23 protein-coding genes and 1 tRNA gene are annotated in these 24,672 nt (G+C 63.0%); 21 read left to right on the forward strand and 3 right to left on the reverse strand.

Annotated elements, in window-relative coordinates:
• Window positions 1–68: 68 nt before the first annotated feature.
• The 4 genes from BP38_RS0103370 (at window position 69) to greA (ending at window position 5,186) form a co-directional block, all read left to right on the forward strand.
• A tRNA-Gly gene (locus BP38_RS0103370) sits at window positions 69–142 on the forward strand.
• 26 nt (window positions 143–168) lie between these two features.
• Window positions 169–1,167 (forward strand): N-acetyl-D-Glu racemase DgcA, encoded by a 999-nt coding sequence (dgcA, locus tag BP38_RS0103375; RefSeq protein WP_051608920.1) that lies wholly within the window; start codon window positions 169–171, stop codon window positions 1,165–1,167.
• A gap of 166 nt (window positions 1,168–1,333) precedes the next feature.
• Window positions 1,334–4,594 carry a carbamoyl-phosphate synthase large subunit gene (carB, locus tag BP38_RS0103380; RefSeq protein ID WP_026986578.1) on the forward strand — a complete coding sequence of 1,087 codons (3,261 nt, stop codon included), beginning with the start codon at window positions 1,334–1,336 and terminating at the stop codon, window positions 4,592–4,594.
• Between the two features lie 115 nt (window positions 4,595–4,709).
• The gene (greA, locus tag BP38_RS0103385; protein WP_035723515.1) at window positions 4,710–5,186 is read left to right on the forward strand and encodes a transcription elongation factor GreA; all 477 of its coding nucleotides are present in this window, start codon (window positions 4,710–4,712) and stop codon (window positions 5,184–5,186) included.
• Window positions 5,187–5,240: 54 nt separating this feature from the next.
• On the opposite strand, the gene BP38_RS0103390 is transcribed toward greA, so the two are convergent.
• Window positions 5,241–5,741: an Lrp/AsnC family transcriptional regulator gene (locus BP38_RS0103390; protein WP_026986580.1), complete on the reverse strand. Its 501-nt coding sequence runs from the start codon at window positions 5,739–5,741 to the stop codon at window positions 5,241–5,243.
• A 332-nt stretch (window positions 5,742–6,073) separates the two neighbouring features.
• Between BP38_RS0103390 and BP38_RS0103395 the strand changes: the two genes are divergently transcribed.
• The 8 genes from BP38_RS0103395 to BP38_RS0103430 all read left to right on the forward strand — a co-directional run bounded on the left by BP38_RS0103395 (window position 6,074) and on the right by BP38_RS0103430 (window position 12,755).
• On the forward strand, window positions 6,074–6,436 hold the full coding sequence (locus BP38_RS0103395; RefSeq protein WP_026986581.1) for a helix-turn-helix domain-containing protein: 363 nt from the start codon (window positions 6,074–6,076) through the stop codon (window positions 6,434–6,436).
• A 216-nt stretch (window positions 6,437–6,652) separates the two neighbouring features.
• Window positions 6,653–7,618 (forward strand): thioredoxin-disulfide reductase, encoded by a 966-nt coding sequence (gene trxB, locus BP38_RS0103400; RefSeq protein ID WP_026986582.1) that lies wholly within the window; start codon window positions 6,653–6,655, stop codon window positions 7,616–7,618.
• Window positions 7,619–7,797: 179 nt separating this feature from the next.
• Entirely contained in the window at window positions 7,798–8,685 is an 888-nt protein-coding gene (locus tag BP38_RS0103405; RefSeq protein ID WP_026986583.1) for a LysR family transcriptional regulator, read from the forward strand.
• Between the two features lie 415 nt (window positions 8,686–9,100).
• On the forward strand, window positions 9,101–9,298 hold the full coding sequence (locus tag BP38_RS0103410) for a hypothetical protein (protein ID WP_026986584.1): 198 nt from the start codon (window positions 9,101–9,103) through the stop codon (window positions 9,296–9,298).
• A 123-nt stretch (window positions 9,299–9,421) separates the two neighbouring features.
• Window positions 9,422–10,525 (forward strand): PA0069 family radical SAM protein, encoded by a 1,104-nt coding sequence (locus tag BP38_RS0103415; protein WP_026986585.1) that lies wholly within the window; start codon window positions 9,422–9,424, stop codon window positions 10,523–10,525.
• A 163-nt stretch (window positions 10,526–10,688) separates the two neighbouring features.
• The gene (locus tag BP38_RS0103420; protein ID WP_022727608.1) at window positions 10,689–10,868 is read left to right on the forward strand and encodes a hypothetical protein; all 180 of its coding nucleotides are present in this window, start codon (window positions 10,689–10,691) and stop codon (window positions 10,866–10,868) included.
• A gap of 35 nt (window positions 10,869–10,903) precedes the next feature.
• Window positions 10,904–11,545 carry a ribonuclease HII gene (gene rnhB, locus BP38_RS0103425; protein ID WP_026986586.1) on the forward strand — a complete coding sequence of 214 codons (642 nt, stop codon included), beginning with the start codon at window positions 10,904–10,906 and terminating at the stop codon, window positions 11,543–11,545.
• A 172-nt stretch (window positions 11,546–11,717) separates the two neighbouring features.
• Complete coding sequence (locus BP38_RS0103430; protein WP_051609021.1) at window positions 11,718–12,755, forward strand: site-specific DNA-methyltransferase; 1,038 nt, start codon at window positions 11,718–11,720, stop codon at window positions 12,753–12,755.
• A gap of 27 nt (window positions 12,756–12,782) precedes the next feature.
• On the opposite strand, the gene mutY is transcribed toward BP38_RS0103430, so the two are convergent.
• A complete protein-coding gene (gene mutY, locus BP38_RS0103435) occupies window positions 12,783–13,874 on the reverse strand; it encodes an A/G-specific adenine glycosylase (RefSeq protein ID WP_051608921.1) in 1,092 nt (363 codons plus the stop codon).
• Between the two features lie 78 nt (window positions 13,875–13,952).
• Between mutY and BP38_RS18785 the strand changes: the two genes are divergently transcribed.
• From BP38_RS18785 to BP38_RS0103480, 9 genes are all read left to right on the forward strand, one after another.
• The gene (locus BP38_RS18785; RefSeq protein WP_051608922.1) at window positions 13,953–14,468 is read left to right on the forward strand and encodes a DUF721 domain-containing protein; all 516 of its coding nucleotides are present in this window, start codon (window positions 13,953–13,955) and stop codon (window positions 14,466–14,468) included.
• 189 nt (window positions 14,469–14,657) lie between these two features.
• Complete coding sequence (locus BP38_RS0103445) at window positions 14,658–15,278, forward strand: DsbA family protein (protein ID WP_081816435.1); 621 nt, start codon at window positions 14,658–14,660, stop codon at window positions 15,276–15,278.
• Window positions 15,279–15,336: 58 nt separating this feature from the next.
• Window positions 15,337–18,822, forward strand: coding sequence for a chromosome segregation protein SMC (gene smc / locus BP38_RS0103450; RefSeq protein ID WP_026986590.1), 3,486 nt, complete (start codon window positions 15,337–15,339; stop codon window positions 18,820–18,822).
• A 190-nt stretch (window positions 18,823–19,012) separates the two neighbouring features.
• On the forward strand, window positions 19,013–19,357 hold the full coding sequence (locus BP38_RS18790; protein WP_051608924.1) for an AtpZ/AtpI family protein: 345 nt from the start codon (window positions 19,013–19,015) through the stop codon (window positions 19,355–19,357).
• Between the two features lie 28 nt (window positions 19,358–19,385).
• On the forward strand, window positions 19,386–20,141 hold the full coding sequence (locus tag BP38_RS0103460) for a F0F1 ATP synthase subunit A (RefSeq protein ID WP_022727616.1): 756 nt from the start codon (window positions 19,386–19,388) through the stop codon (window positions 20,139–20,141).
• A gap of 72 nt (window positions 20,142–20,213) precedes the next feature.
• Complete coding sequence (locus BP38_RS0103465; protein WP_022727617.1) at window positions 20,214–20,438, forward strand: F0F1 ATP synthase subunit C; 225 nt, start codon at window positions 20,214–20,216, stop codon at window positions 20,436–20,438.
• 76 nt (window positions 20,439–20,514) lie between these two features.
• Window positions 20,515–21,102, forward strand: a complete 588-nt coding sequence (locus BP38_RS0103470; protein WP_051608925.1) for a F0F1 ATP synthase subunit B family protein — start codon at window positions 20,515–20,517, stop codon at window positions 21,100–21,102.
• Complete coding sequence (locus BP38_RS0103475; RefSeq protein WP_026986593.1) at window positions 21,102–21,584, forward strand: F0F1 ATP synthase subunit B family protein; 483 nt, start codon at window positions 21,102–21,104, stop codon at window positions 21,582–21,584. The genes BP38_RS0103470 and BP38_RS0103475 overlap by 1 nt, the downstream gene beginning before the upstream one ends.
• An 85-nt stretch (window positions 21,585–21,669) precedes the next feature.
• Entirely contained in the window at window positions 21,670–22,887 is a 1,218-nt protein-coding gene (locus tag BP38_RS0103480; protein WP_026986594.1) for an argininosuccinate synthase, read from the forward strand.
• A 282-nt stretch (window positions 22,888–23,169) separates the two neighbouring features.
• Here BP38_RS0103480 and BP38_RS0103485 read toward each other — a convergent pair whose 3' ends face one another.
• Window positions 23,170–24,537 (reverse strand): glutamate--cysteine ligase, encoded by a 1,368-nt coding sequence (locus BP38_RS0103485; protein ID WP_026986595.1) that lies wholly within the window; start codon window positions 24,535–24,537, stop codon window positions 23,170–23,172.
• Window positions 24,538–24,672 lie beyond the last annotated feature (135 nt).

A 24,672-nucleotide genomic window follows, 5' to 3' on the forward strand; every position in this document is an offset into this window, starting at 1 on the left:
GCTCCTCAACGCCGCTCTATCGTTGCCTTTCGGAGAATCTTGTTGTAGCTCTTTTGAAGTGGTGTGCTGCGGGTGTAGCTCAATGGTAGAGCAGCAGCTTCCCAAGCTGACGACGGGGGTTCGATTCCCCTCACCCGCTCCAGTTTTCCTCTTTCCCGAAAGCCGGCCATGACACGCTCCATTACCCTTCACTGCCATCGTGCTTCCTGGCCCATCCGCGGCAGCTTCCGAATCTCGCGCGGCAGCAAGTCGGCGGCCGAAGTCGTGATCGTCGAACTCTTCGAGGACAGCGTGCGTGGCCGTGGCGAGTGCGTGCCCTATGCGCGCTACGACGAAAGCCTCGAATCCGTCATCGAACAGCTCGAGGCCCTGGCGCCAGCCCTGGCAGAGGGTGAGATCGCGGACGGCCAGGCCGTCCAGAACGCCTTGCCGCCCGGCGCCGCCCGCAATGCCCTGGACTGTGCCTTCTGGGACCTGGAGGCCAAGAAGAGCGGAACGGCCGTCTGGAAGCTGTGCGACCTGGAAGAGCCCGATACCATCACCACCGCCTACACACTGTCCCTGGACAGCCCCGATGCCATGGGGCATGCCGCCGCGAACAACGCCGCGCGCCCCTTGCTGAAACTCAAGCTGGCCGGCGGAGAGGGCGACCTGGAGCGCGTGCGCGCCGTGCGCGCCAATGCTCCGGACAGCCGCCTGATCGTGGACGCCAACGAAGGCTGGTCGGTCGAGGATTACCACGCGCTGGTGGACGAGCTGGCCGCCTTGCAGGTCTACATGATCGAGCAGCCCTTCCCCGCCGACCAGGATTCCGTACTGCGCGACCTGCCGCGGCCAGTGCGGGTCTGTGCCGATGAATCCTGCCATGATTCGGCGTCCCTGCCTGAACTGCAGGGCAAGTACGACATGGTTAACATCAAGCTGGACAAGACCGGCGGCCTGACCGAGGCGCTCGAACTGCGCCGCAAGGCACGGGCCGAGGGCTTCGAGATCATGGTTGGCTGCATGCTCGCCTCCTCGCTGGCCATGGCACCGGCCACGCTGGTGGGCCAGGGCGCCGAGATCGTCGATCTGGATGGCCCGCTGCTGCTCAGCAAGGACTGCTCGCCCGGCCTGGTCTTCGAGGGCAGCCGCATCCTGCCGCCCCCTCATGCCCTCTGGGGCTGAGCCGAAGAGTCACACGCCAGGGGTCGAAAGCGCCTTTCACGCTTCCGAATTCGCTTAAGGCCTTTCCTTTCGGGACGTCTTCTGGCACATAGCCTGCTTCAGCAGACAGTCTTCAGATCCATTGGCCTTGCGCCGTGAAAACACGGCGCAGCTTTCGAGTGCGCGCATGCCGAAAAGAACAGACATCCAATCCATTCTCATCGTCGGGGCCGGTCCCATCATCATTGGCCAGGCCTGCGAGTTTGACTACTCCGGCGCCCAGGCCTGCAAGGCGCTGAAAGAGGAAGGCTACCGGGTCATCCTGGTGAACTCCAACCCGGCGACCATCATGACCGATCCCGGCCTGGCCGATGCCACCTACGTCGAGCCCATCACGCCGGAGTTCCTCGAGCGTGTGATCGAGAGCGAACGTCCCGACGCGCTGCTGCCGACCATGGGCGGACAGACCGCTCTGAACGCCTCGCTCAAGCTGTACGAGTACGGCGTACTGCAGAAGTACAATGTAGAGATGATCGGCGCCGATGCGGATGTCATCGACAAGGCCGAAGACCGCCAGCGCTTCCGCGAAGCCATGGACCTCATCGGGCTGAAGAGCCCCGCCTCGCGCATGATCAACAGCTATGACGAGGCCCTGGAAGCACTCGACCTGGTCGGCCTGCCGGCCATCATCCGCCCCTCCTTCACCCTGGGCGGCACCGGCGGCGGCATCGCCTACAACCGCGAGGAATTCGAGGAGATCGTCAAGAACGGCCTGCGTGCCAGTCCAACCAACGAGGTGCTGATCGAACAGTCCGTCCTGGGATGGAAGGAATATGAAATGGAAGTGGTCCGCGACAGCGCGGACAACTGCATCATCATCTGTTCCATCGAGAACATCGATCCCATGGGCATCCACACCGGCGATTCCATTACGGTCGCCCCTGCGCTGACGCTGACCGACAAGGAATACCAGTTGATGCGCAATGCCTCGATTGCCTGCCTGCGCGAAATCGGGGTGGACACCGGTGGGTCCAACGTGCAGTTCGCGGTCAATCCCGAGACCGGCGAAATGGTGGTCATCGAGATGAACCCCCGCGTCTCGCGGTCCAGTGCGCTGGCCTCGAAGGCGACCGGCTTCCCGATTGCCAAGATCGCGGCAAAGCTGGCCGTGGGCTATCACCTGGACGAGCTGCAGAACGACATCACCAAGGTGACACCGGCCTCCTTCGAACCGACCATCGACTACGTGGTCACCAAGATCCCGCGCTTTACCTTCGAGAAGTTCGCCGGCACCGAGGCCCTGCTGAGCACCTCGATGAAGTCCGTCGGCGAAGCCATGGCCATCGGTCGCTGCTTCCAGGAATCCTTCCAGAAGGCATTGCGCTCCATGGAAACCGGCCTGACCGGGCTCAACGAAGTCGAAATCCCCGGTGCCGTCACCGAAGACGGCAAGGTAGACCGCGAAGCCATCCTGACCCACCTGACCAAGTCCATCCCCGAGCGGGTGCTGGCCGTGGCCCAGGCTTTCCGGTTCGGCCTGAACGAGGAGGAGGTGCATCGTGCCACCCATATCGACCCCTGGTTCCTGGCCCAGATCGCCGAACTGGTCCGTGACGAGGAGCAGCTGCGCCGCGCCGGCTTGACCGACGACCCCGCCGGCCTGCTGAGCCTGAAGCGCAAGGGCTTTTCCGATGCGCGCCTGGGCGAGCTCACCGGCCAGGATTCCGCTCAGGTGACAGCGCTTCGCGAAGGGCTCCAGGTTCATCCGGTCTACAAGCGAATCGACACCTGTGCCGGCGAATTCCCGGCGCAAACCTCCTACATGTACTCGACCTACGAGGGCGGTGACGGCCATACGGCCGAATGCGAATCCGACGTCAGTGCGGCCGACAAGGTCATGATCCTGGGCGGCGGTCCCAACCGCATCGGCCAGGGCATCGAGTTCGACTACTGCTGCGTCCACGCCGCCTACGCCCTGAAGGACGCCGGGTACGAGACCATCATGGTCAACTGCAACCCGGAAACGGTGTCCACCGACTACGACACCTCGGACCGCCTCTACTTCGAGCCGCTGACCGAGGAGGACGTGATTGCCATCGCCCGCAAGGAGCAGAGCCGGGGCCGCCTGTGCGGCGTGATCGTGCAGTTTGGTGGCCAGACACCGCTGAAACTGGCCCAGGCGCTGGAGATGGCGGGCGTGCCCATTCTCGGCACCTCGCCCGATGCCATCGACCTGGCCGAGGACCGCCAGCGCTTCCAGCAGCTGTTGGGCAAGCTGGAGCTGAAGCAGCCGGCCAACGGCACCGCGCGCACGCTCGAGGAAGCCGTGCGCTGGGCCGAACAGATCGGCTATCCGGTCCTGCTGCGCCCCTCCTACGTCCTGGGCGGCCGCGCCATGGAGATCGTTCATGACGAGGGGGAACTGCGCAACTACATCCGCAATGCGGTGAAGGTGTCCGGCAGCAACCCGGTGCTGATCGACAGCTACCTGCGCGAGGCAACCGAGATCGACGTGGATGCCATCTGCGACGGCGACCAGGTCTATGTGGCCGGGATCATGGAGCATATCGAGGAAGCCGGCATTCACTCCGGCGATTCGGCCTGCTCGCTGCCGCCCTACACCCTGGACGACGCGCTGATTGAAGAGATCGAGCGCCAGACGGCCGAACTGGCCCGCGGCCTGGATGTGGTCGGCCTGATGAACGTCCAGTTCGCGGTCCAGGACCGGGACATCTATATCCTCGAGGTCAATCCGCGCGCCAGCCGGACCGTGCCCTTCGTCGCCAAGGCAACTGGCGTGCCCGTGGCCAAGGTGGCCGCCCGGGTCATGGCCGGCGCCGATCTGGCGCAGTTCAATCTGGAGCGCTCGAAACGCAACCACGTGGCGGTCAAGGAAGCGGTCTTCCCCTTTGCCCGCTTCCCGGGCATCGACGTCGTCCTGGGGCCCGAGATGAAATCCACCGGCGAGGTCATGGGCATCGATCGCGATTTCGCCCGGGCCTTCCTGAAGGCCCAGCAGGGCGCAGGCGTGAAACTGCCGCAAAGCGGCAAGGTCTTCGTCTCCGTGCGCGACGAGGACAAGTCCCTGGGGGCCGAGCTGGCCAGCAAGCTGATCGCGCTGGGCTTCGGAATCGTGGCCACCAGCGGCACGGCGGCCTGGCTGGAGGCGCGCGGCCTGAAGGTGGAAAGCGTCAACAAGGTGCGCGAAGGTCGGCCGCATGTCGTGGACCGCATGATCGACGGCGATATCCAGCTGGTCTTCAACACCACGGCCACGCGCAAGGCCATTGCGGACTCCTTCTCGCTGCGTCGAACGGCCCTGACCAACCAGATTCCCTACTACACAACAATGGCAGGGGCCGAAGCCGCCGTGCAGGCAATTGAAGCAGCCCGCACCGGTCATCTTGAAGTTGCTCCCTTGCAATCGTACTTTAAGGGGTCGTTCTAGGGGCTTCGGGGTTTCCGAAACCGGCCGAAACAGCGAGTAATCACCCCTGCGGGACGGATCGCCCGGCGGGGTCAGTGGGATTTCCACTGCAATTGCGGAGGTTTTTGTCGTCGAGATGAGTGAAAAGGTTCCCATGACAGCCAGCGGCTACGCTCGGCTGGAAGAAGAATTGCGGCACCTGCGCAGCGTGGCGCGGCCCGAGGTCATCAAGGCCATCGCCGAAGCGCGCGAGCATGGCGATCTGTCAGAGAACGCGGAATACCACGCCGCGCGCGAGCGACAGTCCTTCATCGAGGGGCGTGTTGCCGAACTCGAGGACAAGATTTCCCGCGCCCAGGTCATCGACCCCTCCAAGCTGTCCGGGGATACCGTCATGTTCGGTGCCACGGTCGAGGTGGCCGATGAGGACACGGACCAGGAATCCACTTTCCAGATCGTGGGCGAAACCGAGGCCGAGGTGAAGGAAGGCCGCATCGCGGTGACAAGCCCGCTGGCGCGCGCCTTGATCGGCAAGCAGGAAGGCGATTCCGTCGAAGTCATGACGCCCAAGGGCACCAAGGCCTACGAAATCCTGAAGATCAGCTATATCTGAGGCAGCAGCTCGTCGTAACGGGCCCCGCACCAGCAGGGGCCGTTATTGTGACGGCTATTCGCCTTCGTCCGCCGGCGGCGCTGTCATCTCGTCGATGGGGACCCCAGGTCGGTCGGACGATGTTCGAATCACCTGCACGGTCAGGACAGTGGAGACATGGGGCGCCGAGGTCAGGCGCTGAGTCAATTCGTTCTCGTGCGCCGTGTTGCGCGCCACAACCTTAAGCAGAAAATCGTGTGGGCCCCGTGCCATGTGACATTCGCGAATTTCGGGCCAAGCCGCCATGGTCTCCTCGAACTCCTGCAGCACGGCCTCGCTTTGGCTGTCGAGCCCCACCAGCGCGAAGAACATGACCTCGAACCCCAGGGCCTCGGCATTGACCTCGGCATGATAGCCCTTGATGTAGCCGGCCTCCTCCAGGGCACGCACGCGCCGCAGACATGGCGGCGCAGAGATGCCCACCCGCTTGGCCAGTTCCACGTTGGTCATGCGCCCCTCGGCCTGAAGGTCCTTGAGAATCCGCATGTCGATGCGGTCCAGCTTGACGCGGGGCATGGAGGGTTCTCCCTTTAGGTGTTGCGCGATTGGTGCCCTGGGCACGCTGCACGGCGCATTGGTATCGCAGTAGATGTCATCAAACAACGCGCCGCGCAAGAATATTACTTTCCCTGTACGTTATGCAAGCGAAGTCGTTATGCAGTATCGTTTTTTGAGTGACTTTATAATAATGAACTCACCGATCCCGGGCTTCCGAGATACGCCTATTCGAAGAATTTTCCACAGTGCGGCTTGCTGTTTGTCATCGAAAGGTTGTATGATTGACGGGTCGTATATGTCACTGTGCGCACAATCATGAAATGGAAGACACCAACTAAGGATAAACAATCATGTATCATCCAACAGATGTTCATATCGGCCGGAAGATCCGCGAGAAACGCGTGTCGCTCGGCATGAGTCAGAGTGCCCTGGCAGAGGCACTTGGCATCACCTTCCAGCAAGTCCAGAAGTATGAAAGCGGCGCCAACCGCGTGGGCGGTAGCCGCCTCTGGGACATGAGCAAGGCGCTTGGCGTTTCGGTGACCTATTTCTTCGAAGGCCTTTCCGGCCCGGGAAACAAGGCCCCCATGCCCAAGGAACCCCCGCTCAGCCGCCAGAGCCTTGAGCTGGCCCGGGCCATCAACGCGATTCCCGAAGGCGAGTTGAAGAACCAGGTGGTCAAGCTGGTCAAGGCCTTCGCCAAATCGGCCTGACGGCCGCGGACTGTCGAGCCTGGCATCGCACAGTGACGTATTCTGTACGGCCAAATGCCGTGCACATGAGAAAAAGAAAAGACAGCCATGCTCGACGCCATGGGTTGTTAGCGGCCTGTGCAGGAACTAGATTGCCGTGGGCAACGGCCGATCAAGGATCCGCACAGGCCGCTTTTCTTTTACGCGGCGAAACCAGCAGATACGAGTACAGCGAAAATGAGCGAGACGAAGCACAGCAAGGTTCTGATCCTGGGATCCGGTCCGGCCGGCTATACGGCAGCCGTCTATGCGGCACGCGCCAATCTGGAACCAATGCTGATCCAGGGACTACAACCAGGCGGACAGCTCTCCATCACGACCGATGTCGAGAACTACCCCGGTTATGCGGATCCGATCCAGGGGCCCTGGCTGATGGAGCAGATGCAGGAGCAGGCGCGGAATGTGGGAACCGAACTGGTCAGCGACATTATCGTGAAGGTAGAACTCGACAGCCGGCCTATTCGCTGCCATGGCGATTCCGGTACGATCTATACCGGCGATACGCTGATCATAAGCACGGGCGCCCAGGCACGCTGGCTGGGCCTCGAAAGCGAAACGCGCTTCATGGGTGCGGGCGTCTCTGCCTGTGCCACCTGTGACGGCTTTTTCTACCGCGGAAAGAAGGTTGCCGTTGTTGGCGGCGGCAACACAGCTGCGGAGGAAGCACTGTTCCTGACCAACTTCGCGGAAAGCGTGACCTTGATCCATCGCCGTGACGAGCTGCGCGCCGAAAAGATCATGCAGGAACGGCTGTTCCGCAATCCCAAGATCGATTGCATCTGGGACAGCGTGGTCGAAGAGGTGCTTGGCGAAGACAACCCGCCGGGCGTCACCGGTCTGCGCCTGCGCAATATCAAGGACGGCAGCACCCAGGAGATCGAGACCGATGGCTTGTTCATCGCCATCGGGCATGATCCGGCCACCAAACTGTTCCAGGGCCAGCTGCCCATGGATGACGAGGGCTATATCATTACCGCCCCCGATTCCACGGACACAGGCGTGCCTGGCGTCTTCGCGGCGGGCGACGTAAAGGACAAGGTCTATCGCCAGGCCGTCACAGCGGCAGGCATGGGCTGCATGGCCGCCCTGGAGGCCGAACGGTTCCTGTCCACTCAGGAAGTGACAAGCGAAGCTGCCGAGTAGTTCCGCGCTGCCACTGCCGCATTTTAGTTTTTTCCTTTTAAAACAGATCGCGGGCGGAAGAATTTTCCTTTAGGGTTTCTTCCTGGGCCTGAGGTAGTCTTGGCCAGCAGAAATTGCATGGCTTGAATTTGCAATACAAGGGGGAGGCCCGTCCGCAGAGGCGCCGGGCCGTCTGTGTCATGGATTGGGATAAACTGCGTATCTTTCACGCCGTTGCCGAAGCGGGTAGCTTCACCCATGCTGGCGAGGTCCTGAACCTCAGCCAGTCGGCTGTCAGCCGCCAGATCAGTGCTCTGGAAGACAGCCTGAAGGTGCCGCTCTTCCATCGGCATGCCCGCGGCCTGATCCTGACCGAGCAGGGTGAACTGCTTTATCGCACCGCACACGAGGTCTTTGCCAAGCTGGCCATTACCGAGGCCCAGCTGACTGAAAGCCGTGACCGGCCCCGGGGGTTGCTGAAGGTCACCACCACCGTGGCCTTCGGCTCCACCTGGCTGGCGCCGCGCCTGCGTCATTTCATGGATCTCTATCCCGACATCGAGTTGCACTTGATCCTGGATGACCGGGAGCTCGACCTGTCCATGCGTGAAGCCGACGTTGCCATCCGCATGTCACCGCCCCGGCAGGGCGATCTGATTCAGCGCCACCTGTTGAACGTCCATATCCAGGCCTATGCCGCACCCGCCTACCTGAAGAAGCATGGCCTGCCCCAGAGCGTGGAGGAACTGGACAAGCACCGACTGGTTGTCTACGGCCAGGACACGCGGCCTCCGGTCCCCGACGTGAACTGGCTGTTGCGGAGCGGCACGGCCACGGGCATGCGCCGGCCGGCCCTGACCGTCAACAACATCTACGCCATCATGCAGGCCATCTCCATGGGGGCTGGCATCGGCAGCCTGCCGGAATACATGATTCAGCAGGACAGTGACCTGGTCCAGATTCTCCCCGATCTGGAAGGCCCCAGGATCGATGCCTACTTCGTTTATCCCGAAGAATTGCGCGGAACCCAGCGTATCGAGGTTTTTCGCGACTTCCTGCTCCGGCAAGTAGCGGAATCCCGCTTGTAATACGCGTGAGCGGAGAACATCTGTTGCGAAACGGCAACAGGTGTGTAGCTATGCGACAGTCGCATGGCCCATTTGCTTGTTTGTGCATAGACAATCGGGGGGTAAAATCCCATTTTCCTAATCAGACGATGTTGCGACGCAGCATCCCTGAGAGCCCGGCGTTAGCGCCGGTCTCTGGTCCGGAATCCCTTCCGGACCCAGGGCCTTCGGGCGCGCCCCTCGCGCAGAAGGTCCTACGTCTCCCAGACGTGAAGCCTCCCTGTTCAACTTGCCGGGAACCTTTTGGTTCCCGGCATTTTTTTGTCTTTTTTCGTCCGGAAATTGCCACGCCACCGGCCTTCGCGGTGTCCTTGATCGCCTGGTGAGCAGTCCCACCTGCCTGTCAGTATTCCAAGACAGAAGGACTCTTCGAAGCATGGAAAATCTGACCCCGAATGAGCGTGAACTCCACGAAACCCTGAAGGAACTGCGCGACTCCCTGCTGGAATATGATCGCCGGCAGGACAATCCTATCGACTGGCCGGAACGGGTCGACAAGGCCTTCCAGACGACGGATTCCGTGCTGCACAAGACCGAGAACAAGGCCGATTCGAGCCTCGGCAGCGCGGGTTAGAAGGAATCACGGCTTAACGGAATCGCTCTTCGGTTCCGTTAAGCCCCCTGATCCGCTTCTGCAATAGGAAGTCGGAAGTATAATGTTCTTGTTTTGTTCTATTCTCCCTCTTATTCTGGAGACATGAACAGGACTTCCACAGACCCGCCCTCTGACCCCCGGCACCCGGCCGACAGGCCGCGCAAGGGCCGCGGCGCTGTCGGCAACCCCGAGGGGCGTTTCGAGCAGGAAAGCCGTCGCCGCGAGCATGACGGCTGGGACTTGGAAGAAGACGAGCCCGGGCTGCAAACCGTTGTCTATGCTGACGCGGCGCGCTCCATCCTGTCGCACAATGACTCCCCCGATGTACCACTCTCCCGCTCGCTCAACCCCTATCGTGGCTGCGAACACGGTTGTATCTACTGCTTCGCGCGCCCCAGTCATTCTTATCTGGGTCTGTCACCGGGGCTGGATTTCGAAAGCCGCATCTTCGCCAAGCATGCCGCCGCAGACCTGCTGCGCCAGGAACTGGCCAAGCCTTCCTATCGTGTGGAGGTCATCGCGCTTGGTTCCAACACCGATCCCTACCAACCGGTGGAGCGCAAACTGCGTATCACGCGCTCGGTCCTGGAGGTACTGCTTCAGGCCCGCCATCCCGTCACCCTGATCACCAAGTCCACACTGATCCTGCGCGACCTGCACCTCCTCCAGGAGCTGGCCAACATGAATCTTGTGCGGGTTTGCCTGTCCATCACCACCCTGGACGGCAAGCTGGCGCGCAACCTGGAACCGCGCGCCGCGACTCCGATGAAGCGACTCGCCACGCTGCAGCGCCTGAAGGAGGCCGGCATTCCGGTCACCGTGCTTTCGGCGCCCATGATCCCGGGGCTGAACGACAGCGAGCTGGAAGCGATTCTCGAGGCTGCCGCCCAGCGCGGTGCCGACAGGGCCGGCTACGTCCTGCTGCGACTGCCTCACGAGTTGGGCCCGTTGTTCGAGCACTGGCTGGACAACCACCTGCCGGAACGAAAAAATCGCATCCTTAAGCTTGTCAAGGAGACCCGGGCCGGCCATCTCTATGAAAGCCGTTGGGACACGCGGATGAAGGGTCGGGGTGTATATGCCGATCTGCTCCGCCAGCGATTCGAGACAGCGACACGGCGATTGAAGCTGAATCGGACAGAGAATCCCCTGGACTGCGAGCGCTTCCGAGCCCCCCGTGATCCACGGCAATTCGAGCTTTTCTAGGAGCTTACGTCACGGAATCATGACTTACCGCAGTCCGCCATGCTGTAAATGCATTGCTGCGCTGCAAGATGTAGGTTCCATGACGCATCAGCTTCCTTTATATGAATGCGATAAATTCGTCACATTGACAGATATACAGAAGCTGAAACGACAGGAAGATCTGATGGCCCGGAACCGTAGTGAAAGTGTGAAAAAACCCGAAAGCGATCGCCAGCACGAGACCAAGAAGCGCAAGTGCCTGATGTGCGCCCAGAGCTTCAGTTCGGCTTGGCCTGGCGAGCGTATCTGCCCCTCCTGCAAGCAGACCCAGGCCTGGAGCGACGGCCACGGCATGGCGGCCTGAGGCCGCAACAGGGCAGTGCGTCCGCGTCTGTCCCCATGCCCGACTACACACTTGAAACAGAACTCGGTGCCCGCGACAACCGGCAAATCATCGGTCTCGACGAGGCCGGACGTGGCCCCTGGGCCGGGCCGGTTGTCGCGGCAGCCGTGTGGATTTCTCCGGCAGACCTTGCCGAGCCCTCCCTTCAGCACCTTAACGATTCCAAGAAACTGACTGCACAGCGTCGGGCCAGTCTGAGTACGGCTATACGGGAAAGATGCCGCTTCGGCATCGGACAGGCCAGCGTTTCCGAGATCGATCAGCTCAATATCCTGCAGGCCAGCCTTCTGGCCATGCAGCGGGCAGTGGCCGCCCTGGACTTCCTGCCGGATGGTGCCATCGTCGATGGCCTGCATGCACCGGAATTGCATTGTCCACACCGGGCGCTGGCACGGGCCGACGGGCTCAGTGTCTCGGTTGCGGCTGCTTCGATCCTGGCAAAGGTGACGCGTGACCGCCTGATGGAACAGCTCGACGAGACCTGTCCCGGTTATCACTGGAATCGCAATCGCGGCTACGGCACAGCGGCCCATCGCAAGGCCCTGGAGCGGCTCGGACCCAGCAGATATCACCGTCGCTCCTTCCGCCCCATACAAGAACTTGTGTCCAGACTTGAAAACAAGACTGTAACTAGTTGATTCTCACGAAAGACTTGACCGCGAATCCTGCGTGACTCAGGATACCTCCGGACTTCAGGCTACGGGGGAGTATCGGGGCATGGCCGCGGTTACGGAAAAAAGCAGCAAGAAACGCAACATCGAGCGCGACTCTGGCGACGGCCGCCTGGTTATTGGCGATTCCGCCGAGATCATGCGCGACCTGCCCGCCGGCAGCGTCGACATGATCTTCGCCGATCCACCCTACAACATGCAGCTGGGGGGCGACCTGACCCGTCCGGACAATAGCCGTGTGGACGGTGTGGACGACGAGTGGGACAAGTTCGCAGACCTCAAAGCCTACGACAGCTTTACACGCGACTGGCTTGCTGCCGCCCGCCATGCGCTCAGCGAGGACGGATCCCTCTGGGTCATCGGCAGCTATCACAACATCTACCGGGTGGGCAGCATCCTGCAGGAACTGGGCTTCTGGATCCTGAACGACGTCATCTGGCGCAAGTCCAATCCCATGCCCAACTTCCGCGGACGCCGCTTTACCAATGCCCACGAGACCCTGATCTGGGCCGCCAAGTCCGAACGTTCGCGCTACGTCTTCAACTACGAATCCATGAAGGCCCTCAATGATGACCTTCAAATGCGCAGCGACTGGCTGATCCCGATCTGCTCCGGACATGAACGCCTGCGCGACAAGCAGGGACAGAAAGCGCATTCGACCCAGAAGCCCGAAGCCCTGCTCCATCGCATCCTCATGGCCTCGACCAAACCCGAACAGCTTGTGCTCGACCCCTTCTTCGGCAGCGGAACGACCGGCGCCGTGGCCAAACGCCTTCGCCGGCGCTGGATCGGTATCGAGCGCGAGGAAGGCTATGCGGAATTGGCCCGCAAGCGCATCGACCGCGTCGAGCCGATCGCCGACCCGGAGCTTCTCGAGATCAAGCAGAAGCGCGCCGAACCGCGCATCCCCTTCGGCTGGCTGGTGGAACGCGGCCTGCTGGAGCCCGGCACGGTGCTCCATGATCCCAATCGCCGCCTGACCGCGAAGGTCAGGGCCGATGGCACTTTGATCTGCAGCGGCCCCCAGGGTGACCACCATGGCTCGATTCACAAGGTGGGCGCCGCCGTCCAGGGCGCGACGGCCTGCAACGGCTGGACCTTCTGGCACCTGAATGTGGAAGACCGCTCCGTCCCCATCGACATGCTGCGCCAGAAACTGCGCGCCGAACTCAACTGAGCTCCGTCCGCCTCCGGAAGCTTTCCCTCAGGCCCAGCCCTGCTTGATGGCATGGGCGATGACCTTGCGCATCACGGAGGGCAGGGCCTGGTTGCCCAAATCCTCCGGCACCACCCAGCGCCCGCAGGGCAGCTCACAGTGGCCGCGGGCCGCCCAGACGCGGAGCTGCAGGCGGAAATGCGTGAAGGTGTGCGAGATCTGGCCCGGCAGGACCTGCCAGTCGGTGGCCAGCGGCGCCTGTGCCAGCGCCTCCCGGTCATCGGGGGGTGTCTGCGTCCAGTCCGTTGAGGGCACCTCGGTCATGCCGCCCAGCAACCCCTGCTCAGGACGCCGGCGCAACAGCACCGCGCTGTCGTCCGGCCGGATCAGCCAGAAGGCAACGCCCTGCCGCAAGGGCTTGTCCTTCCTGGCCGCCTTGCGTGGCAGGGTCTCGGCTATGCCCCGCGCCCGCCCGGCACAGTCCTCGCCAAGGGGACAGAGCATGCAGCGCGGCCGTGCCGGCTGGCAAATGCCCGCACCCAGGTCCATCATGGCCTGGGCGAAATCCCCAGGCCGTCCGTCCGGCACAAGGCGCTTCATGAACGCATGGATCTCCGGTTTCGCCTTCGGCAATTCGCTCTCGATGGCGAACAACCGGCTGATCACGCGCTCTATATTTCCATCCACTGGCGCTTCCGGCTGGTCGAAGGCGATGGCCGCAATGGCCGCCGCCGTATAGGGGCCGATGCCAGGCAGATCCTGAAGCTGGTCCGCCGCCTGGGGAAACTCTCCACCATGGACCTCCGTCACGACCTGGGCGCAGCGATGGAGATTACGTGCCCGCGCATAGTACCCCAATCCCGCCCAGGCGGTCAGAACATCCTCCCGATCCGCCGTGGCCAGGTCTGCGACGGTGGGCCAGCGTTCCAGGAAGGCCTCGAAATAGGGTTTTACGGCCGCCACCGTGGTCTGTTGCAGCATGATTTCCGACAGCCAGACATGATAGGCATCGGGCCGCTGTCCGGGCGGCGCGCGCCAGGGCAGCACCCGGGCATGGCGGTCGTACCAGGCCAGCAGCTTGCCGGCGATCCGTTCGGCAATGGCAGGGGACAGGCATTCAGCAGCGGTTGAAGACGACATCCTGGCCCTTATAGTTAAGACGACGAGACAGGCAAGTCCGGCCAGACCGGTGACCCCAAACAGAGGACGCCCCACAGCGTGAACGCAGCCTCCTCCAAAGACCGCTCAGAACGTGGCGCAAGCCCGCGCAGTCTTTCGCGCCTGCTGCGGGATGTCACGGCCCCGGCGCTGTCCAAGCGCAGCCGGGCCGAGGCCAGCCTGATCCTGGATTGGGCAACAGTCGTCGGGACCGACCTGGCAAGCAAGGCCCAGCCCGCGCGTCTGAGCTTTCCGCGACGCGCCGAGCGCCGCGGCGCCACACTCCTCCTGCGGGTCGATGCCGCCCATGCCCTCGACATTCAGCACCAGGAACCGCAGATCATCGACCGCGTGAACAGCCACTTCGGCTACAGCCTGGTCAGCCGCCTGAAACTGGAGCAGGCACCGCTGCAGGCGCGCCAAAAGACCCAGCGGAAGTCGCCGCAACTGCCCCCGCCCCTGCCACGCGAAGAAGGCAATCGTCTGGAACAACAGCTGGAGGAAATCGATGACGGCCAACTGCGCAGCGCGCTCCAGCACCTGGCTGAAGCCGTGGAAGCCCGGAAACGGAAGTGACACAAAGCGCGACCTTGCTTTTGCCAGATTGTTGCCTGACACAGGACTTTGAAATGCGGCTGCCGCCATACCGGCGGGCAGTCTGCTGTGGAACATGACCCGGACGGAAGAATTCGCAGCTGTGGATATCTGCAGTCTTGAGAATCGGACAGGCTCCACGTAACATCCACTAGATATGGTAGGTGAAACATGAAACGCAGGCATATACTGTTATCCGCAGCCTCACTGGCCTTGATGCCGCTTTTGCCGCGACTCTCGCCCGCACTGGCGGATGCCACAGAGGTGGGCGAGAGCGAGCGCATCATTGGCGATGCCGACGCGCCCATCACAATCATCGAGTATGCCTCACTGACCTGCCCGCACTGCGCCAGTTTCCACACCGACACCCTGCCGCAGCTCAAGAGCGAATGGCTGGACGAAGGCAAGGCGCGGCTGGTTTATCGCCATTACCCGCTTGATGGGCTGGCACTGCGCGCCGCCATGGTCACCGACTGCCTGGAGAAGGACCGTGCCTTCTTCGGCATGCTGTCCGCCCTTTTCAAGGATCAGCAGCAGTGGGCCCGCGCCGAGGACCCCATTGCCGCCCTGCAGAAGCACGCGCGGCTGGCAGGTCTCGGCGAAGAGCGCTTCAACAGCTGCATCGAGGATGAGGAGGGCATGAACCAGGTCATTCGCAAGCTGGAACAGGCCCGCGAGACCTACGAGGTTCAATCCACGCCCACCTTCATCATCAATGGCCGCAAGGTCGAGGGCAATCGCTCCTACGAAGACCTTGTGGAGATCCTGGAAGAGGTCCAGGAGGACACCTGACCGGCTTTCGCTCCCCAGGGACCGGCGGCCGGCGCTAGCTTGAGAGGACACAGACGCCTTGGTCCAGTTTGTCAGGCTTCGATTGAGCGGCTTCAAGTCCTTCGTTGATCCGACGGAGCTGCTGATCGAGTCCGGCACGACCGGAATCGTCGGCCCGAACGGCTGCGGGAAATCCAACCTGGTCGAGGCGCTGCGTTGGGTCATGGGCGAAACCTCTGCCAAGCGCTTGCGTGGCGGCGAGATGGACGACGTCATCTTCGGCGGCAGCTCCAACCGCCCGCCGCGCAACCTGGCCGAGGTCGGCCTGTCCCTGGACAATCACGATCGGACGGCACCAGCCAACCTGAACGATCAGGACGAGCTGGAGATCATCCGCCAGATCGAACGCGACAAGGGCTCCACCTATCGCGTGAACGGCCGAGAGGTTCGCGCACGCGACGTCCAGCTGCTGTTCGCCGATGCGGCCAGCGGAGCCCAGTCCACCGCCATCGTCAGCCAGGGCCGCGTCGGCGCACTCATCAATGCCAAGCCCGCGGACCGGCGCATGCTTCTTGAGGAAGCCGCCGGCATCTCCGGTCTGCACTCGCGCCGTCACGAGGCGGAGTTGCGGCTGAAGGCGGCCGAAGCCAACCTGGAACGCCTGGACGATGTGGCCGGCACCATGGAAAGTCAGCTGCAGTCCCTGAAGAAGCAGGCGCGCCAGGCCACCCGCTATCGCAACCTTGCCGACCAGCTGCGCCGGCAGGAAGCTTTGTTGCTGCATCTGGAATGGCTCGAGGCCCGTGCCCATCAGGAACGCGCCCGGGAAGCGCTGAAGGCTGCCAAGGAAACTGTTGATGGTCTGACGCAGCAGGCCGCCACCGCAGCCCGGGAACAGGCCCAGGCCGCCAATGCCTTGCCCGAATTGCGCCAGCAGGAAGCCGAAGCCTCCGCCGCCCTGCGGCGCCTGGTCTCAGAACGCGACAGCCTTCAGGCCGAAGAGACCCGCATCAAGGAGGCACGGGCCCAGGCCGAGGATCGGCTGTCGCAGATCGACAGTGACCTGAAGCGCACGGCCAACCTGCTGGAGGATGCCTCCGAGGCACGCCAACGCCTGCAGGACGAGCGAGCCCAGCTTCAGGAGGCCGGAGAAGGCGAGCAGGCTGCCCGTGACGACGCCATCGCCCGCCGCGACGGCCTGTCTGAAGAGCTCAGTGGCCGTCAGGACGATATCGACAGCCAGGCGGAAGCCATCGCCAATGACGAAGCCCGCCGCTCCACTCTGGAACGACGCCTGGCCGACATGGAGGACCGGGCCCGTAAGCTGGAAGAGCGCATAGCGCTCCAGGCCGGTGAGGAGCGCGACCTGAAGGCGCAACAGCCGACAACGGACTCCATGGAGGCGGCGGCACGCGCGCTTGAGAACGCCGAGAGCGAGGCCGAAACGCTGCAGCAGAGCCTGGAGGAAATCACGGGAGAGATCAGCGACCTGCGCAGCCAGCGCGAAAGCCTGGCTGAACGTCACCGTGCACAGGCTGCCGTCTGCACCCGCTTGGAAACCGAGCGCAACACCCTGACCCAGCTCCTGGAAAGCAGCGCCGGCGAAAGCGGTCCGCCGCTTGCCGATTCCCTCAGCGTTGAACGCGGCTATGAAGCAGCGCTGGGCGCGGCGCTGGGCGAAGACCTGGAAGCGCCCGTGCTGCAGGGCGATAACCTTGGCAAAGACGCGCCACCGCTTTTCTGGACGACACTGCCCGACCTGGACAGGGCTCCGGCCTTGCCCCAGGGCTGCACCCCCCTGACCCAGTATGTCGGCGGCAGCCCCGCCCTCGCACGACGGCTGTCCCAGACCGGCCTGGTGGAAACGGCCGAACAGGCCGGCCGCCTTCAGGCCAGTCTCCAGCCCGGGCAGCGCCTGGTCACGCCGGATGGCGACCTTTGGCGCTGGGACGGTTACACGGCGTACGCCGAAGCGCCCACGGCCAGTGCCCAGCGCCTGGCCCAGCGCAACCGCCTGAGCGAACTCGAGGGCGAACTGGACGAAGCCGAACGGGCGCGCAAGACCATCGAAGCGGAAGACGAAAGCTTGCGCGAACGCCTGCAGGCCGCCGAGGCCCGGGAAAAGGACTCGCGGCTGGCCCTGAAGAGCAACCAGGAAAAGCTGGACAGCGCCCGAGAGGCCCAGGCCCGCCTGGAGCGGGAAACGGCGGCCATCAGTTCGAAACTGGAAGCCGTGGCGGAGTCCATTGCCAACCTGGAGACTGAAAAAGCCGAGCTGAATGCGGATCTGGAAGCGGTGCGCCAGGAACAGGCGGACCTTCCGGACACCACCGCGGCCCGCGCCCGGCTTGAGGAGGCCCGGCAGGAATTGGGCGATCTGCGCAGGCAGCATAACGAGGCCGATGCCGAACTGGGACGCCTGACGCGGGAAGCGCGCGAGCGCAGTGCCCGGCTTGAGGCCATCGGGCGTGAAGAGGCGACCTGGGAGCGTCGGACGGCAGAGTCCGACCAGCACCGCAAGGAGCTGGAAACACGCCGCGAAGCGGTGCGTCAGGAACTTGACTCTCTATCGGCCCGCCCCGAGGAAATTACCGCACAGCACGCGGCCCTGGCCGAGAAGATCGCCGAAGCCGAAGAGGCGCAGCGCAAGGCCGCCGACGCATTGGCCCAGGGGGAAACCCGCCAGCGCGAGGCGGACAGCGCCCTGAAGCAGGCCGAACAGGCGGTGGCCGAAGCCCGCGAAACCAGGGTCCGGGCGGAAGCGAGCGTGGAACAGGCCGAACAGGCCCTGGATGCCCATGCCCGCCGGGTGCGCGAACAGCTTGACTGCGTGCCGGATGCCCTGCTGGAGCAGGCCGGGCTGATGCCCGACCAGGACTTGCCGGAGCGGGACGAGGTGGCGGCCAAGGTGGAGCGTCTGCGCGGTGAACGCGAGCGCATGGGACCGGTCAACCTGCGGGCCGACACCGAGGCCGAGGAGCTGTCGCAGCAGATCGAGGAGATCGCCCGGGAGCGCGAGGACCTGACGGCGGCCATTGCCCGCCTGCGCCAAGGCATATCCAGCCTGAACCGCGAGGGCCGCGAACGCCTTCTGGCCGCCTTCGAGCAGGTGAACCGTCACTTCACCCAGCTCTTCACCCGGCTGTTCGGGGGCGGCGAGGCACACCTGCGCCTGACCGAGGCCGAGGACCCCCTGGACGCCGGCCTGGAGATCATGGCGAGCCCACCGGGCAAGCGGCTCCAGGTCATGTCGCTTCTGTCGGGCGGCGAACAGGCCCTCACCGCCCTGGCCGTTCTGTTCGCCGTCTTCCTGACCAACCCTGCTCCGGTCTGCATCCTGGACGAGGTGGATGCCCCACTGGACGATTCCAACGTGGACCGCTTCTGCGACCTGGTGGATGAATTGGCGCACAGCCTGCAGACCCGCTTCCTGCTGGTGACCCACCATCGCCTGACCATGGCCCGGGTCGATCGCCTGTTTGGCGTAACCATGTCCGAGCGCGGTGTCAGCCAGCTGGTCTCGGTGGATATGGAGGAGGCCGAAGCCCTGCGCGAGACGGCCTGAAAAGCCGCAGATGCCGGGGGTTTGAAACGCATGCCGACCCGCCGCCCGGAAACCGGGGATTGAGCCTTGACGGGGATGGGGTCCCTCCGTATGGTTCGCGCGCCTTCCGGCACGTCGGGGGCGACAGGAGGGGGCAAGCGGCCGGCACGGCTCCAGTTTCATCGGAGATATCCGATAGGGAGACAACACGATGTCGGATCCGCGAAAATCCTCGCCTTTCGAATCCCTGGACAAGCGGCTCAAGGCGGTCCGGGACCGGCGGAGCAAACGTGAAGGCAAGAGTTCTACGGCACGCGGGAGCGGCGGAAGCAGCGGCCTGGGTGTCGGTATGCGGATTGCAACCGAGATTGTCGCCTCAATCGGCGTCGGGGTTGTGATCGGACTTTTTTTGGACGCACAGCTGGGAACGAAACCCTGGCTGATGCTTCTGTTCATCTTGCTCGGCACGGCCGCCGCGTTCTACAACGTGGTGCGCGTTGCCAAGGGGATGGAGCGCAGGAGCAAGGAAGATAGGGACAATTCCCGGCCGAAGTGACGGCTGACCATAGACCGCGAGGGGCAAGGTGGCGACGCAGGATACGCAGGACGGCGGTTTTCCCGTAGATCCTCTACACCAGTTTGAGATCACGCCGTTGATTCCGATCAACATTGGCGGTCTTGATCTGTCATTTACGAATTCGGCCTTGTGGATGCTGATCACCGTGGGTGTCATCAGCCTCTTCATGATCGCCGCTATGCGCCATCACGAACTGGTCCCGGGCCGGCTGCAGAACTGCGCCGAGTTGCTGTACGAGACCATTGCCAACATGGTGCGCGACAACGTGGGCAGTGAAGGGCGCCAGTACTTCCCCTTCATCTTCTCGCTGTTTCTCTTCGTGCTCTTCGGCAATCTCCTGGGGATGATCCCTTCGTCGTTCACCTTCACGAGCCATCTGGCCGTGACCTTCACGATGGCCATCATCATATTCATTGCCGTGACCATCATCGGTTTCGCGCGCCACGGGCTCGGCTATTGCCGCATGTTCTTCCCGCACGGCGCCCCGGCCTGGACAGCCGTCATCCTGGTGCCGATCGAACTGATCTCCTATCTTTCGCGGCCGATCAGCCTGTCGATGCGTCTGTTCGCCAACATGATGGCCGGACACATCCTGCTGAAGGTCTTCGCCGGTTTCGTCCTGCTGATGGGCGTTGCAGGCGTGGTCCCGCTGGCGGCCCTGCTGGGCATCACGGCACTGGAATTTCTGGTTGCGGTGCTGCAGGCCTACATCTTCACCATTCTGACCTGCGTCTATCTGCACGACGCCATCCACATGCACTGAGCGGCAGCGGACAGTCGACAGGAACGGAACTCACCCCAGAATCCACACGCGGATAATCCAAGGAGCGTAAAAATGGAACTCGAAGCAGCTAAGATGATTGGTGCCGGTCTGGCGACCCTGGGCATGATCGGTGCCGGCCTCGGCGTCGGTAACGTCTGGTCCAACTACTATGCGGCCATTGCCCGCAACCCGGCCGCCAAGGACGAAATCGGCGCCAACATCTGGATCGGCTTCGCCGTGACGGAAGCGATCGCGATCTTCTCGCTGGTGGTCGCCCTTCTGGTCCTGTTCGGCTAACACGTTCCCCGCCCCGGGGCTGCTGACCGGCCGCCCCTGGGCTTCAGGTTCGAACCAGACGACAGGATCCTTCGGTATGGTCAAACTGCCCGCAGCGCTGCGGATTGCCGCTCTGTCCGCCGCCGCCACCTGTATTTCAGGGGTGGCGCTGGCGGCCGAAGAGGGCGGTCTGCCGCAAATCAGTCAGGTCGATACCTACGCCAGCCAGATCTTCTGGCTGTTCGTGACCTTCGGTCTTCTCTACATCGTCATGTCCCGCGTGGCTCTGCCGCGCATTGGCGACGTGATCGAGGAACGCCGCGACAAGATCGACGACGACCTCATGCGTGCGGAGACGATCCGCTCGGAGGCCGAGGATGTCCTGGCCGAGTACGAAAAGGCTCTTTCCGTTGCTCGTGAAGAGGCTTTGGGCATCCAGCAAAAGACCAGTGACGAGGTGAAGGCCAAGATGGACGAGCGCCACGAGGCCTTCTCTCAGGAACTGGCCGAACGCACCCGCGAGGCCGAGGAACGGATCGCCGCCGCCAAGAGCGAGGCGCTCAAGGACCTGGCTTCCGTGGCCTCCGAAACGGCCGCCGCAACCACCGACAAGCTCGTCGGTTTCACGCCCGACAGCAAGGCGGTCGACAAGGCCGTCCAGGCCGAGATGAAGGAGCGTCTGTGATGTTTTCCAGCGAATATACCTGGATCACGATCGCGCTGCTGCTGTTCCTGGCTCTGGCTGCCTGGAAAGGCCTACGGCCAATGCTCGCCAAGCTGGACTCGCGCAGCGAGCGCATCCGCAAGGAGATCGAGGAAGCGCAAGCCCTGCGTGAAGAAGCGCAGAAGCTGCTCGCCGACTACAAGCGCCGTCAGCGCGATGCGCTGAAGGAGGCCGAGGAGATCGTCGAGCATGCCAAGACCGAGGCTCAGCGCATTCGCCAGAACTCCGAGAAGGAGCTGGAGGAAAGCCTGCAGCGTCGTGAGCAGATGATGATGGACAAGATCAGCCAGGCCGAGGCGGATGCCATCGCCGAGGTCCGCAACCAGGCCGTCGACGTGGCCATTGCCGCCGCTGGCAAGCTGATTGCAGAGAACCTCGACAAGGACGGCCAGAAGGCCCTGACCGAATCCTCCATCGAGACCGTCGGCAACAAGCTGAACTGAGCCCGCTGATCGCCCGTCACAGAGAGTGCGGCGAGCGGGCTCCCTTTCCCTGTCAGGAGCAGGCCCCCGTAGGTGGTATATAAAGATGGGTGATGTGAAGAAAGTGGTGCTCGCCTATTCGGGCGGCCTCGATACCTCCGTTATTCTGAAATGGCTGCAGGAAGCCTACGGCTGCGAAGTCGTGACCTTCACCGCCGATCTCGGCCAGGGCGAGGAGCTCGAGCCCGCCCGCAAGAAAGCCGAGATGCTGGGCATCAAGCCCGAGAACATCTATATCGAGGACCTGCGCGAGGACTTCGTCCGCGACTATGTCTTCCCGATGTTCCGGGCCAATGCACTCTATGAAGGCCTTTACCTGCTTGGCACCTCCATCGCCCGCCCGCTGATCTCGCGGCGCCAGATCGAGATCGCGCGCGAGACCGGCGCCGATGCCGTCGCCCACGGCGCCACCGGCAAGGGCAACGACCAGGTCCGCTTCGAGCTGGCCTACTACGCGCTCAACCCCGATATCCGGGTTATCGCCCCCTGGCGTGAATGGGACCTGAACTCCCGCACCAAGCTGATCGATTTTGCCGAAAAGCACCAGATTCCCATCGCTAAGGACAAGCGCGGCGAGGCCCCCTTCTCGGTGGATGCCAACCTGCTGCACATCTCGGCCGAGGGCAAGGTGCTGGAGGATCCCTGGGACGAGCCCCAGGAATATGTCTATTCCCGCAGCGTTGCGCCCGAGGACGCGCCGGACAAGCCCACCTACATCGAGGTCGAGTTCGAGAAGGGCGACCCCGTAGCCATCGACGGCCAGCGCCTCAGCCCGGCCGCCCTCCTGACCGAGCTGAACCGCCTGGGCGGCGCCAACGGCATCGGCCGCCTGGACCTGGTGGAGAACCGCTTCGTCGGCATGAAGAGCCGCGGTGTTTATGAGACACCGGGCGGCACGGTTCTGCTGGCCGCCCACCGCGGCATCGAGCAGATCACCCTGGACCGTGGCGCGGCCCACCTGAAGGACGAGGTCATGCCGCGCTATGCCGAGCTGATCTACAACGGCTTCTGGTTTTCACCGGAACGCGAGATGCTGCAAGCGCTGATCGACAAGAGCCAGGAGCATGTGAACGGCACGGTGAGGCTCAAGCTCTACAAGGGCAACGCCACCGTGGTCGGCCGCAAGTCCCCCGACAGCCTCTACAGCATGGCGCACGTCACCTTCGAGGAGGATGACGTCTATGACCAGCGCGACGCCGAAGGCTTCATCAAGCTCAATGCCCTGCGTCTGAGGCTTTTGAAGCGCGGCCACACGCAAAACTGACAGGTCTTTGCAAGAGAATGAATAAGCGGCTTGCCGGCCGCTTATAGAGTACCGCGCACGTCACCCGATTTTCCAGCACCTCTGTTGGCGCCAGGCTGATGGCAAAATGCCTAAGCTTCTTATGGAATGCCATATCCTTGCATTTCTTCCATCTGTTGGAGGAAATGCAAGGATCACTCTACGCTTCTCAACAACAACTGGCATATCCTTGACTATCAGACGGCTTCTGCCTCCGTCCAAAGCAAGCTATGATACGTTCTGTGAAAGCGCATCGGCCCAAGATTAGTACTTGAATTCCTCGAAGACGTGGCTGACGTCCCCCTGCCAGCGGCCGTGATAGAGCGCCAGCAGTTCGTCGGCTGGTGTCTGGCCGGTGATGACGATCTCGCGCAGTACATCCAGGAAGATGCGCTCGTCCATGCCTTCGTCGTTCTGTCGGGCACGGGCGCGCAAGCCCTCCGAGGCGATCTCCAGCGCCTGGGTGGCCAGGTCGCCCACCGTTCCCTGGTGGAAGGGCGTGTCCAGGGCCAGGCGCGGCACCTCGGCGCGCAGGTATTCATGATCTTCCAGCGTCCAGGCGCGTACCAGGTCCTCGGCCGCTGACAGGGCCGTCTCGTCGTACAGCAGGCCGACCCAGAAGGCCGGCAGGGCACAGAGCCGCCGCCAGGGGCCGCCGTCAGCCCCGCGCATCTCCAGGTAGCGCTTCAGGCGCACCTCGGGAAAGGCCGTGGTCATGTGGTCTTCCCAATCGCTCATCAGCGGGATCTCGCCGGGGAGCGCCTCCAGGCGGCCTTCCATGAAATCCCGGAAGGACAGGCCGCTGCAGTCGATGTACTCGCCGTCGCGGTAGACGAAGTACATCGGCACATCCAGCATGTAGTCCACATAGCGCTCGTAGCCCATGCCGTCCTCGAAGACGAAGGGCAGGATGCCGCAGCGATCAGGATCGGTGTCGGTCCAGATATGGCTGCGATAACTCTTGAATCCGTTGGGCTTGCCCTCGGTGAAGGGCGAGTTGGCGAACAGAGCCGTCGCCAGCGGCTGCAGCGCAAGCGAAACCTGGAACTTGCGCACCATGTCGCGCTCGTCGGCGAAATCCAGGTTGGTCTGCACAGTGCAGGTGCGCAGCATCATGTCCAGGCCAAGGCTGCCCTTCTTGGGCATGTAGTCGGACATGATCTTGTAGCGCCCCTTGGGCATCCAGTTCATGTCCTCGCGCCGCCATGTGGGCGCGAAGCCCAGGCCCAGCATGCCGGCGTCCAGGGGGTCGCAGACCTCCTTCACCTCGGCCAGGTGTGTGTTCACCTCGGCACAGGTCTGGTGCAGGTTCTCCACCGGTGCACCCGACAGCTCCAGCTGGCCGCCCGGCTCCAGGGTGATGTTGCAGCCGTCCTTCACAAGGGCGACGGGCTTGCCGTTCTCCTTGGACAGAGTCCAGCCGAAGCGCTCGGCCATGCCTTCCAGGATGGCGCGAATCGAGGCCGTCCCCTCGTAGGGCAGGCTCTTGAGTGTCGTGCGTTCGAAGCCGAATTTTTCGTGCTCCGTGCCGATACGCCAATCGGCGGCGGGTTTGGCGCCCGTTTCCAGGTAGCGAACGAGCTGCTCCTTGCCGGTGATCGGATCACCCTTGGATTGCGGAGGGGCTGACATGGGAAAGCTGCGGACTCACTGAGCTGTGAACAGATAGAGGGTCATTGCAACGTGAATTGCCGGTATCGGCAGTTTGCTGCATTCTTGGCCTGCATCAGAGCGAGCCTGGACCGTTGTCGTCAAGCATCTTTGCCG

Origin of the sequence: Fodinicurvata fenggangensis DSM 21160, assembly GCF_000686045.1 — a bacterium.
Taxonomy (GTDB): domain Bacteria; phylum Pseudomonadota; class Alphaproteobacteria; order Kiloniellales; family DSM-21159; genus Fodinicurvata; species Fodinicurvata fenggangensis.

Bases quoted from the DNA above. Each gene is read 5' to 3' on its own strand.
- BP38_RS0103480 (WP_026986594.1), top strand. From the start codon at position 21,670: ATGGGTGATGTGAAGAAAGTGGTGCTCGCCTATTCGGGCGGCCTCGAT.
- BP38_RS0103445 (WP_081816435.1), top strand. From the start codon at position 14,658: ATGAAACGCAGGCATATACTGTTATCCGCAGCCTCACTGGCCTTGATG.
- BP38_RS0103415 (WP_026986585.1), top strand. From the start codon at position 9,422: ATGAACAGGACTTCCACAGACCCGCCCTCTGACCCCCGGCACCCGGCC.
- BP38_RS0103430 (WP_051609021.1), top strand. From the start codon at position 11,718: ATGCGCGACCTGCCCGCCGGCAGCGTCGACATGATCTTCGCCGATCCA.
- BP38_RS0103420 (WP_022727608.1), top strand. From the start codon at position 10,689: ATGGCCCGGAACCGTAGTGAAAGTGTGAAAAAACCCGAAAGCGATCGC.
- BP38_RS0103470 (WP_051608925.1), top strand. From the start codon at position 20,515: ATGGTCAAACTGCCCGCAGCGCTGCGGATTGCCGCTCTGTCCGCCGCC.
- BP38_RS0103485 (WP_026986595.1), bottom strand. From the start codon at position 24,537: ATGTCAGCCCCTCCGCAATCCAAGGGTGATCCGATCACCGGCAAGGAG.
- mutY (WP_051608921.1), bottom strand. From the start codon at position 13,874: ATGTCGTCTTCAACCGCTGCTGAATGCCTGTCCCCTGCCATTGCCGAA.
- carB (WP_026986578.1), top strand. From the start codon at position 1,334: ATGCCGAAAAGAACAGACATCCAATCCATTCTCATCGTCGGGGCCGGT.
- BP38_RS0103465 (WP_022727617.1), top strand. From the start codon at position 20,214: ATGGAACTCGAAGCAGCTAAGATGATTGGTGCCGGTCTGGCGACCCTG.
- trxB (WP_026986582.1), top strand. From the start codon at position 6,653: ATGAGCGAGACGAAGCACAGCAAGGTTCTGATCCTGGGATCCGGTCCG.
- rnhB (WP_026986586.1), top strand. From the start codon at position 10,904: ATGCCCGACTACACACTTGAAACAGAACTCGGTGCCCGCGACAACCGG.
- greA (WP_035723515.1), top strand. From the start codon at position 4,710: ATGAGTGAAAAGGTTCCCATGACAGCCAGCGGCTACGCTCGGCTGGAA.
- BP38_RS0103405 (WP_026986583.1), top strand. From the start codon at position 7,798: ATGGATTGGGATAAACTGCGTATCTTTCACGCCGTTGCCGAAGCGGGT.
- BP38_RS18790 (WP_051608924.1), top strand. From the start codon at position 19,013: ATGTCGGATCCGCGAAAATCCTCGCCTTTCGAATCCCTGGACAAGCGG.
- BP38_RS0103395 (WP_026986581.1), top strand. From the start codon at position 6,074: ATGTATCATCCAACAGATGTTCATATCGGCCGGAAGATCCGCGAGAAA.
- dgcA (WP_051608920.1), top strand. From the start codon at position 169: ATGACACGCTCCATTACCCTTCACTGCCATCGTGCTTCCTGGCCCATC.
- BP38_RS0103410 (WP_026986584.1), top strand. From the start codon at position 9,101: ATGGAAAATCTGACCCCGAATGAGCGTGAACTCCACGAAACCCTGAAG.
- BP38_RS0103475 (WP_026986593.1), top strand. From the start codon at position 21,102: ATGTTTTCCAGCGAATATACCTGGATCACGATCGCGCTGCTGCTGTTC.
- BP38_RS0103390 (WP_026986580.1), bottom strand. From the start codon at position 5,741: ATGCCCCGCGTCAAGCTGGACCGCATCGACATGCGGATTCTCAAGGAC.